The organism is Anaerobacillus sp. CMMVII (assembly GCF_025377685.1).
Taxonomy (GTDB): domain Bacteria; phylum Bacillota; class Bacilli; order Bacillales; family Anaerobacillaceae; genus Anaerobacillus.
In genome coordinates this window covers 112255-122799 of sequence record NZ_JACEHK010000018.1, presented here as the reverse complement: position 1 = coordinate 122799, position 10545 = coordinate 112255, and the positions used below count along the sequence as shown (strand labels likewise).

14 protein-coding genes are annotated in these 10545 nt (G+C 35.5%); 8 read left to right on the top strand and 6 right to left on the bottom strand.

Going from position 1 to position 10545, the window contains the following annotated elements:
* Positions 1-1706 (top strand): efflux RND transporter permease subunit (locus H1D32_RS24265; protein WP_261180754.1); only part of this gene is annotated, 1706 nt, incomplete at its 5' end.
* Positions 1707-2061: 355 nt separating this feature from the next.
* Here the strand turns inward: H1D32_RS24265 and H1D32_RS24260 are convergent.
* The 5 genes from H1D32_RS24260 to H1D32_RS24240 form a co-directional block, all read right to left on the bottom strand.
* Positions 2062-2661 (bottom strand): hypothetical protein, encoded by a 600-nt coding sequence (locus H1D32_RS24260; RefSeq protein WP_261180752.1) that lies wholly within the window; start codon positions 2659-2661, stop codon positions 2062-2064.
* Positions 2662-2876: 215 nt separating this feature from the next.
* Complete coding sequence (locus tag H1D32_RS24255) at positions 2877-3332, bottom strand: GNAT family N-acetyltransferase (RefSeq protein ID WP_261180751.1); 456 nt, start codon at positions 3330-3332, stop codon at positions 2877-2879.
* A gap of 569 nt (positions 3333-3901) precedes the next feature.
* Positions 3902-4132, bottom strand: coding sequence for a DUF3813 domain-containing protein (locus H1D32_RS24250; protein WP_261180750.1), 231 nt, complete (start codon positions 4130-4132; stop codon positions 3902-3904).
* A gap of 1 nt (position 4133) precedes the next feature.
* Positions 4134-4268, bottom strand: coding sequence for a hypothetical protein (locus tag H1D32_RS24245; RefSeq protein ID WP_261180749.1), 135 nt, complete (start codon positions 4266-4268; stop codon positions 4134-4136).
* Positions 4269-4353: 85 nt separating this feature from the next.
* Positions 4354-5166, bottom strand: a complete 813-nt coding sequence (locus H1D32_RS24240) for a Cof-type HAD-IIB family hydrolase (RefSeq protein WP_261180748.1) — start codon at positions 5164-5166, stop codon at positions 4354-4356.
* 213 nt (positions 5167-5379) lie between these two features.
* Between H1D32_RS24240 and ctaG the strand changes: the two genes are divergently transcribed.
* The 7 genes from ctaG (at position 5380) to moaD (ending at position 10082) form a co-directional block, all read left to right on the top strand.
* Positions 5380-6294 (top strand): cytochrome c oxidase assembly factor CtaG, encoded by a 915-nt coding sequence (gene ctaG, locus H1D32_RS24235; protein ID WP_261180747.1) that lies wholly within the window; start codon positions 5380-5382, stop codon positions 6292-6294.
* Between the two features lie 13 nt (positions 6295-6307).
* A complete protein-coding gene (locus H1D32_RS24230; RefSeq protein WP_261180746.1) occupies positions 6308-6919 on the top strand; it encodes an SCO family protein in 612 nt (203 codons plus the stop codon).
* A gap of 11 nt (positions 6920-6930) precedes the next feature.
* Complete coding sequence (locus H1D32_RS24225) at positions 6931-7380, top strand: FixH family protein (RefSeq protein ID WP_261180745.1); 450 nt, start codon at positions 6931-6933, stop codon at positions 7378-7380.
* Positions 7381-7530: 150 nt separating this feature from the next.
* Positions 7531-8799 carry a molybdopterin molybdotransferase MoeA gene (locus H1D32_RS24220; protein WP_261180744.1) on the top strand — a complete coding sequence of 423 codons (1269 nt, stop codon included), beginning with the start codon at positions 7531-7533 and terminating at the stop codon, positions 8797-8799.
* A 62-nt stretch (positions 8800-8861) separates the two neighbouring features.
* The gene (gene mobB / locus H1D32_RS24215; RefSeq protein WP_261180743.1) at positions 8862-9377 is read left to right on the top strand and encodes a molybdopterin-guanine dinucleotide biosynthesis protein B; all 516 of its coding nucleotides are present in this window, start codon (positions 8862-8864) and stop codon (positions 9375-9377) included.
* A gap of 4 nt (positions 9378-9381) precedes the next feature.
* Positions 9382-9849 carry a molybdenum cofactor biosynthesis protein MoaE gene (locus H1D32_RS24210; protein ID WP_261180742.1) on the top strand — a complete coding sequence of 156 codons (468 nt, stop codon included), beginning with the start codon at positions 9382-9384 and terminating at the stop codon, positions 9847-9849.
* Entirely contained in the window at positions 9849-10082 is a 234-nt protein-coding gene (gene moaD / locus H1D32_RS24205; protein ID WP_261180741.1) for a molybdopterin converting factor subunit 1, read from the top strand. The genes H1D32_RS24210 and moaD overlap by 1 nt, the downstream gene beginning before the upstream one ends.
* Before the next feature lie 148 nt (positions 10083-10230).
* Here the strand turns inward: moaD and H1D32_RS24200 are convergent, their stop codons facing one another.
* A complete protein-coding gene (locus H1D32_RS24200; RefSeq protein ID WP_261180740.1) occupies positions 10231-10536 on the bottom strand; it encodes a metal-sulfur cluster assembly factor in 306 nt (101 codons plus the stop codon).
* Positions 10537-10545: the final 9 nt, after the last annotated feature.

The following is a 10545-nucleotide window of genomic DNA, read 5'->3' as shown; positions in this document are numbered from 1 at the left end:
GGGATTTTATACGTGCTTTACCGAGTGTATTAATTACAACAATTATAGCCTCAACAGTTATTTCTTTAACTCTTGTACCTATTTATACGAGTTGGCGTAGAGGAAAGAGCGGTCGAAAGCAAGAAGAAAAGGTAGGAATCCTCGGTGTACAGATTGACCGCTTAGCTAATTGGTATGGAAACAAAATTTTGCAGAAAGTTGTAAAGTTACCTATAAAAATCAGTGTTATTGGATTAGTGGCTTGCACGTTGGTTTATGGTTTAGTGCCATATATTCCTTTGGTTTTCTTTCCGAATGCTGATCGTGCCGAGGTTACGGTAGATGTGGTATTACCTGTAGGTGTCACAATGGAGAAAACAAATAGTTATTTACTAGAGATGGCAGACACTTTAGCACAAGATGAGGCAATCACAGAAATTTCGATTTATACTGGTTCAGGACTACCGGGACTTTTTGGGCAGGTTATGTCAGGAACAGGAGAAAATACTGGGCAACTTCTTTTAAGGGTTATTAAGGAAGAACAAAGAGCAGATGAAACGATTGCTAAGTGGACGGGAGAATTACGTACGAAATTTCCAGATGCCGAGATTAAGATGACTACAATTGAAACTGGTCCACCTGTAGGCGCACCTATTGCCATTAAAGTTACTGGGCCAGAGCTTGAAGAGTTGTTAAATATTGTAAATCTATTGAAAGGGCAAGTAGGGAAGGCTCAAGAAGATGTTGTTGTTGTAGATGATATTGGTTCTAAACAGCCTACCGTCATTTATGAACCAAAAAGAAATAACCTTGAAGAACATGGATTCACACTACGTGAACTTAGTGAAAGAATTCGTTTAGTTACACTTGGTTTACCGTTAGGGAACTTTGATGATGGAACAAAAAATTGGGAGATGAAGGTTGTAATCGACGAGGTGAAGCAAGGAGAAAAGGTCGAACTAAATAAACTAGTTTTACCAACTAATAAAAGACTCGAAGGACAACCGGAACTTATTAGCTTCGATCAGTTACTTACAGAAGTAGAGATAGAACAAATTCAAAAAATCCCTCATGAAAATGGACGTAGAACAATAACAATTAGAGCTTATCCTGGTGAAGAGGAAAAAGCCGCATTAGAAGGAAAAATACAGGAGATAATATCGGAGGTGAATTTACAGGAAGGTTATTCGATTGTAGTTGGCGGAGAAACCGAAGCTCGAACAGATTTCTTTATTGAGATTACAAAATTATTTTTTATTGTCATTTTTCTTATTTATATAGTAATGGCTATTCAGTTCTATTCATTAGTTACACCACTCTTAGTAATGAGTACGGTCTATTTGGCGATTTCTGGGGCTGTTTTAGGTCTATTTATCACTCAAGTAGGGATAGGTTTTATGGCGATGATGGGAATTGTTTCGCTAGCAGGAATTGTCGTTAGAAATTCGATCGTATTGATTGAATTCATTGAACAAAGATTAAGAGATGGAAAAAATTTAAATGAGGCAGTAATGGAGGCAGGGCAAGCGCGGTTACGACCAATTTTGTTAACTGCATTCACAGCTATTGCTGCTTTAGTACCAATTGCTTTTAGCGGTGATGTTTTATTTAAACCTTTGGCTATCTCCATCATATCTGGTTTACTATTTTCAACTATCTTTACAGTAATACTTGTACCAGCATTTTATACTGCCATTTATAGAAACAAAAAGATTGGACTTAAGTGAGTGAATGTCATATTTACCTTAACCGAGCTATATCAAACTAAATGTAGTTGCGAATGGTTCCTACGAAACTACATTTATAATGAATTATGAAATTCATTAAAGTAAGGAGAAAAAAGTTAGCTGGTAATATTACCTAGCTAACTTTTCTTCTGTTCTGTAGTATAATAGGAAGTGGTTTTTCAATTTTTATTTTTGAGATATATCCTGTCATTTGGGATATGTCTCTTTTTTAACTCATTTTTCTCAAAAACTTCACGTTAAACGTGAAGAGCTAAGCGTTCGCTTGGCTACGTTCCAAAAATTTAATAGCAACAATCTTTTAGAAAAAATCTGTACTAAAAATTACTCTTCACTACTAAAGTAACTGTTCAATCTCATTTTTTCTTTTTAAAAGACTTCTGAGTCTTTGTTTTTTTTTCCTGATTTCCTGATTATTTGGCACTTGTATTAATTCGTGTAATTCCATTAAAGTATAGTCAATTTCCATGTTTATAATGTTAATAATCGTTTCTGGGTCAAGGTCATGGTCAAAGTCCTGGTACTCCACAATAGCCCCATATTGATTCATAACGATCTTCTCACCTCCATTAATTTCAGTAATGGACTGGATGATACCGTCTTTAAAAAATGTGATATATTGAGGACCGTCGGTGTAAGTCTTAATAAACCCGCTTCCTTGATATTCTGTTAATACTAATTCTAATGCTTTCGCAACTAATTCTTCACTCACCTTTAGGCAATCAACGTCAATTGTAAGTTTTGTTCCGTTCTTCTTAAAAGGGATTTCGTGGATTGATTGGTTTGTATCTACAATTAAATAAATGATATCGTCGTTATAGCGCCAATAAAGGGAGCACTTATATTCCATCATTTTGTTAATAAATTGTTGGAGTGATTGCTTTGACAATTCAACACGTAAATCATGGAATTCAGCTTCAAAAAAATGTGGAACCATCGGAACCCTCCTTACTTACGAAAGTCAGAAGCTTTTTTTATATCGTATGAAGGGGACGGTTTGAAAAGAAGTAAAAATGTCTAAATTAGGCAGAGAATTTCCGAAAAACAAAAGGGGAAGCAAATAAAAAAAAGACGCTTACTTGTAAGCATCTAATAGGAAAGTTATTTTTCTACAAAATTCATCTACATCATCTAAAATATATCTTTGAAAACCTAATTTATGTCAAGTCCATATCTTTTAGAAACAATGTCATAGAAACCAAAGGAATTATATAAACGTTTTGTTGCAATATTATTTACTCCTGTTTCAAGTTCAATACCTTTCAGATTGTTTTGTTCTGCCCAAAACATTGTATGTAGTAAGAGTTTCTTGGCGATCCCTTTTTGGCGGTATTCTTTATGTACATAGAGATCATTTAACCAAATATAATATCCACCTTTCTCTAAACTAATGCCAATATTGAAAAAGGCAAGACCAATAATTAGGTCATTCTCTTTAACCGCGAACATTTTAGCAGATGAACCTTCAACTAATGCTAAATCAATAGCTGTAATAAGGCTAGAATATGCATTGCTGTCACCGATGGCTTCCATTTGCCCCATCATAAGTTGCGCAATTTTTTCCCTTAAGATTTGATCGGCATTGTTTTCTACCAAAAAAACTTCCACGTTAATGACCTCCTAAATTACAAAGCTTATATTTATTGCTAAGGCTTTTTTGTATTATTTTTTCGTAAACAATGTGGCTTTTTAACGCAAAATAATTGGAAAAATTCCTTAGATGAAGATATCACTCAATAAATTGAGTAAGAAAAGTTCACGCTTTTGAGAATAAATAAGCCATTGGGACAAATAAAATTGTCCAAAAAAGCTTATTTATTCTCAGATGACGACCTAAAAGCAACAAAGTTTACGAAAACAGCCTTGTTTTTAAATAATAGTTGCGTTAATCAAAAATTAATCATAACAGAAAATGTTACAATAATGAATTTCATCATTCATTATTTTCGCTTATGTACTATATGCAGATAAGTAGCTTGTTAAGGTAAATATGAAATTCACTCACATACATAAATTTATCGTAAACCAAAAATAGTAAATGTACAAATAATATTAAAAAAGAGACTGTTCCCATAAGGCTCAATGCAGCAGACGAAGATACATGTCTATTGCATAACCTTTAGGGATCAGCCTATTTTTTTAGAATGCATGTTTAACTGTACGTTATCCAGCTTGTTTTAGCGGTATTCAGGAAGGTCACTTTCCAACTGATCAATTTGTTGTTGAAGCTCTGTAAGCTGCATTTTTTCAGCCGTTGTTGAATTCGCAAAAGCGGAAGAAAGATCATTTTTTGCTTTTGCTATTTCTTCCGTGGCTAGAGCTAACTGTTCAGGTGTGGTAGCGTTTCTGACCATCTCTTCTGCTTGCTCTGTTCGGGATCTTGCTTGTTGAAATAAACGATTTCCCATACTAGCAACCACCTTTAGTAATGTTCTTATTTTCTGCTTCGTCCATAGTAGTCACATTACGTTCGCGCTCATTAGCAGGTTGAACAGCATCTTTTCCTTGTTGGACAAAACGTTTAGATTTCGACTTTTTGCTCATAATAATTCTCTCCTTTTGATAGAAAGATACGAGCTTATTTTTTGTAAAATGCGATAAAACTACTCAGGTTAATTTTTACATGTTGCTAAAGCTTAAGGTTTAGGTAGTCCTCTAAAAAATTTGCAATGCCATCATTTTCATTCGTTTGTGTTATTTTGTTGGCAATATTTTTTAATTGTGGAATTGCATTTTCCATTGCAACGCCAATTCCTGCATATTCAATCATTTCCAAGTCATTATCTTCATCACCAAATGCAATAATTCTTTCTTTTGGAATGGAATAATAATCAGCAATTTTTTGTAAACCAATCGCTTTATTAAGTCCAGCTTTCACAATTTCAATTACTTGCCAAGGAGCACCCCATACACGTTGGTCAATTACCTCAGCATGAGCTTCTTTGAGTAACGCTTTGAGTTGTGCAACATGGTTATCTTCTGGATGGATTAAAATAGATGTTGGATTTTCGGTTAGTATATGGTGAAGGTTCCCAAATCTAACAGGAGATTCTCCCATACTAAAGGTTTCAATCAGAACTTCATCATAATATCGCAAATAGAAATCATCAATAACCTCAACCATGATATTTTTTACATTAAAGGCTTCACAAGTTTCAATAATTGTTTTAGCCGTATCAAGCTCCAAAGGAGAGTGGTAATAGCCAAAATCCTTATGTCGCGGGTGATGGGTGAAGGCCCCATTAAAGTTAACAATTGGTGTGGTAAGACTTAATTCTTCATAGTACATTTGGCTGGCACGATATGGTCTTCCAGTTGCAATACAAACAATATGTCCCATTTCCCGCACTTTTTGAATTGCTTGTTTGTTTCGAACTGAGATGCTTTTATCATCTGTTAGTAATGTCCCATCTAAATCAAGGGCAATTAAATGTTGCTTCATAAGGTCCTCCTTTTCTTTGCAGTTTGGTAACGTATGTTATTTTACATGGAAGTGTAGAGGTTGTCTAAATATGTGACTGTGACCAGGGAGGCTCGTACACATTGCTTAGTGAATTACCAAAACATATTAATACAATTCCAGTTGTATTCATGTTATAACTAATATAGTATTATCGAAATATACTCCGTAAATAATTGTATAAGGAGGAAAACAATGATCGAACAATTTTTTACTTCATTTACATTCCGGACTATTTGGACACCGGAATTAATTTTTATTTTACTGTTAATAAGTGGACTATACTTTCTTCTTACTGGCCCGCTAAGATATAAATTTCAACATAGTGAAGAAGTAGCAACGAAGAAGAAAGTATATTTTCATTTTGGTTTAATTGCTGTATATTTTGGCTTCGGTGGGCCTCTTTATGTTCTCGGTCACTTAATGCTGAGTATGCATATGTTCTCAATGGCAATTGTTTATTTAATTGCCCCACCATTACTTTTACTTGGAATTCCTCATTGGTTTTTCACGTTTCTTGGCAGATTTGCTCTGTTAAGAGTGCCATTTAAAATCCTTGGCAAACCGTTAATGGGATTAATTCTATTTAATGCAATGTTTTCTTTTTATCATTTACCATTCACGTTTGACCGATTGATGACAAATAATGGTGCCCATAATATTTATCAACTTGGGATGTTGTTAGCAGCTTTCTTAATGTGGTGGCATATCACGCCAGTTTTTCCGAAACAAGAAGGACAGCTAACAGAATTAAAGAAAATCGGCTATATGTTTGCAAGTGGCGTATTATTTACGCCAGCCTGTGTGTTGGTTATTTTTGCGGGCGGCCCTCTTTATGCAACATATACAGATGTAGGTACATGGGCAATTGCGATGAGTTACTGTTTACCACCAGGTGCGGACGTTCCATTTGAATTATTTTCTGGACAAAATTCACTAACCTGGCTAACTCCACATCATGACCAACAATTTGGTGGGGCGATTATGAAGGTCACTCAAGAACTAGTTTATGGAATCGCAATCGGTTATACATTCAAGCAATGGATGAAAAGAGATCGAAAAAAGGTCATTATCCCAAATTTTGAGATGATGAACCCAGAAATTAAATAAGTTGGTGATAGCAATGAAAATAGTTAAAAGTTTATTGTTCCTAAGTGTTCTTGTGATTTTATCGAGCTGTGGATTTTTATACGGTTCTCCGGAAACAAAGAATCAAAAAGGTATTGTAGATCTAACAGAAGCTGATTGGAATGTCACTGATTTTCAATATACTAATCAGGATGGAAGGCCTTTCGGATCTTCCGATTTACAGGGGCAGTATTGGATTGCAAATATGATTTTTGCTAGTTGTCCAACGGTTTGCCAAACGATGACCCCGAATATGATTACTCTCCAAGAAGAAGCTAAAGAGGAAGGGATTGATGTTCAATTTGTTTCTTTTACAGTGGACCCAGATTTTGATGATCCTCAAGGATTGAAAAAATATGGTGAAGCCTATGAGGCAGATTTTACTAATTACAATTTTCTAACAGGTTATACTTTAGAAGAGATTACCCAGTTTTCTAAGGACTCTTTTAAATCACTTATTCAAGAAATACCTGATTCAAATGACATTATGCATAGTGTAAATTTCTTTTTAGTAAACGGAGATGGTAAGGTAATACGTATCTATAATGGCAATACTGAATTTGATGCAAAAGCTATTATAAAAGACTTAAAGTCTACTGTCCGTTAGGAGTTATTATTATGAAAAAGACCTTGGTTTTTAGTATATTTTTGCTCTTCTTTCTTATCGCTTGTGGTCATAATGACCATCAAAGTGAAATGAACTTTTTAGATCCGATTGAGGTAGAGCTAATACCACTTACAGAATTGGAAGTAAACAAAGAGATTGTGACTCAAGTAATCGTTACTCAAAATGAAAAAACAGTTTCAGATGCTGAAGAGGTCGTTTTTGAAATTTGGCAACATGGACATCCCGAAACTTATCGCTCCCTTGATGGGGTTGCTAAAGGTGACGGGATTTATGAGGTATCATGGAGTGCTACTGAAGAAGGTGTATACTACGTTTTTTATCATGTAACAGCAAACGGTATGCATCGAATGGAAAAACATCAACTAGTTATTGGGGATGATGTTGATGTAGAGAAAATACTAGCTAGCCCAGATGAAAGACCCAAAACCCATATGCATTGATATGATTAATAAGGTATCTGTTAATACTAAAGTGAAGAAATTAATTTCTTCACTTTTTTGTTAACAATCGAAGAATTGTGAAAAAGGTCATAGTTACCTAACGGTTTATTTGATAAAATGAAAAAAGAATCGTGAAAGGTGTGACATCTGATGTATTTAGACCGTAAACCAATTAAAGTACATAAAGCTATCGAAGCTGTATTGCAGTTTGCAAAAGCTGGAGAATTAGAATATATACCAATAAACGAAAGTGATAATCGTTTCTTAAGGGAACCAATTAAAGCTGACCATGATATCCCCCCATTTGACCGTTCTCCTTTAGATGGGTTTGCTGTACGTGCAGAAGACACGGTGGCAGCTTCTCAAGCGAATCCAATTGAACTAGAGGTCATTGAAACAGTTGGTGCAGGTGGTATAGCAAAACAGGTTCCAAACGAAGGACAAGTAATCCGCATTATGACAGGAGCAAAAATGCCAGAAGGTACTAATGCGATTATTATGTTTGAATTAACAAAAGAGATTGAAAGAGATGGGAGAACGTTTATTGTAATTAAACGAGCGTTTAAGCCAGGGAGTAACATTTCGTTTCAAGCTGAAGAAACTAGGACTGGAGAAATCTTAGTTGAAGCAGGTCGCCAGGTAGATCCTGGAGTAAAAGCACTTTTAGCTACATTTGGTTATAGCAAAGTACCAGTTGCTAAGCAACCAATCGTTGGGGTCTACGCAACAGGAACGGAATTACTGGATGTTCATGAAGCGCTTGAACCAGGGAAAATTCGAAATAGTAACTCCTATATGGTTACTTCACAAATCATTAAGGCAGGGGCCATCCCGAAATACTATGGCAAGTTAGTCGATGATTTTGATCATTGCTACGATGCAGTTGTCAGTGCTCTTGATGAGGTAGATGTACTAATTACTACTGGTGGAGTTTCCGTAGGAGATTTTGATTTCCTACCTGCGATTTATGATAAACTAGGTGCCAATGTACTATTTAATAAAATTGGTATGCGACCAGGGAGTGTAACTACAGTTGCAGAATATAAAGGAAAGCTTTTATTTGGACTATCTGGGAATCCGTCAGCTTGCTACGTAGGATTTGAACTGTTAGCTCGCCCTTGGATTCAGCATTATTTAGGATCACAAAAACCACATTTACAGTTGGTGCAAGGTATCCTAAAAACAGATTTTCCTAAGCCGAATCCATTTGTTCGTTTTATTAGAAGTAAAATGACCATTGAAGCAGGCAAAATCTTTGCAGAACCAGTAGGGCTAGATAAATCTGGAGTAGTTACTTCACTTGCAAATTCTGATGCATTAGTTGTTTTACCAGGAGGAACTCGTGGTTTTAAACAAGGGGATGTAGTCGATATCTTGCTACTGAATGGTGAAGGAAGTGCTGATATTATTAATAAATAAGGCTGTATTCGAGATTGGATTGTTAGATTATCGAAAAGAGCCATAAATAAAGGAGCATTTGTATGACCAAAAAAATCATTCAAGTGGCTGGCTTTAGTAATAGTGGCAAAACAACCCTAGTTGAAAAGCTTGTTTCTGCTGCTAGTAAAAACGCACTTCGTGTTGGAACGATCAAACATCATGGTCACGGTGGTGAACTGACTTCTTTAGATGTAGGTAAAGATTCTTGGAAACATCGGCAAGCAGGTGCTGTTGTATCAGCGGCTGTAAGCAAAGGAGCACTTCAAATGAATGTAGCACGAGAAAATGACTGGGAACCAGATGAACTTCTTGCTATTTTTCAAACATTTCCTATTGATGTTATCATTATAGAAGGGTTCAAAACATCACCATTTCCAAAAGTGGTCATAATGAAAGATCAATCAGATATTAAATTGCTTGATAAATTAGACAATACATTTTGTGTAATTAGTTGGTTTCCAATTGATCCAGAACAGAAATTAGATGAAGTAGCATACTTTCAACTGGATGATGATGAAAATTACCTAGATTACTTATTACAAAGGCTGAGAGGATAGAACTATGAGTGAAAAATTATTTTTAATTACAGATGAAGTTATTTCAATCCAAGAAGTTGTTGATAAGGTTGTGAATGCCAATGCGGGTGCGATTAACACTTTTATTGGGACTGTGCGTGAACTAACAAAAGGAAAGAGAACAATTTATTTAAAATATGATGCATATGCAAGTATGGCTGAAAAGAAGTTAGCTCAAATCGGTGATGAAATTCAAGAGCGTTGGCCAGATGCTTTAGTTGCAATTTCCCATAGAATTGGTCGCTTAGACATCACAGACATTGCAGTTGTCATTGCTGTTTCTACACCTCACCGAGCAGATTCCTACGATGCAAGCCGCTATGCCATTGAAAGGATTAAAGAAATTGTCCCAATTTGGAAAAAAGAACATTGGGAAGATGGTGAAGAGTGGATTGGTGATCAACTTGAAAAAACTCCCTATCCAACAGGAAAGCCAGAGGAGGAGCACTTATAATGATAAAAGTATTATTTTTTGCAGAATTAGAAGAAATAGTAGGATCACGCGAACTAGCAATTGAAGAAACGGAAATGACTGTTACCCAAGTAAAAGACTACTTAAAAGAGAAGTTTCCAAGTCTGCCTGTTGAAAGAGCTATGATGGCTGTTAACGAAGAATACGTAGAAGAAAATGACATTGTTAAAGCTAATGATGTTGTTGCATTTATTCCGCCGGTTAGTGGTGGATGAAAATAAGCTGCCTGAGGGCAGCTTTTTTTTAATTACGAATTACGAATTACGAATTACGAATTACGAATTACGAATTACAAATTACCGATTACCGATTACCGAACTACGAAGCATTGCTTAAAAACAATTCAAAATTAATAATTTATAATTACATAAACATATCCCTAATCTTCGGGCTCATTTTCTCAGGTGTCCATTCGGGTTCCCATACTAAGTCGACATCTACCTTTGTTACTGTAGGTAAGCATTGAACTGCTGTTTTGACGCCGTTAATTAAGGTATCATGAAGGGGACAACCAGGTGTTGTTAATGTCATTTTAATATGAACACTATTATCCTCGTTAACTAGTACGTCATAAATTAAGCCGAGATTAACAACGTCAACCCCAAGTTCGGGATCTAATACCTTCTCAAGTGCTTTATAAACCTCTTCTTTTGTTAATAGATATTCCATCTCTATCAC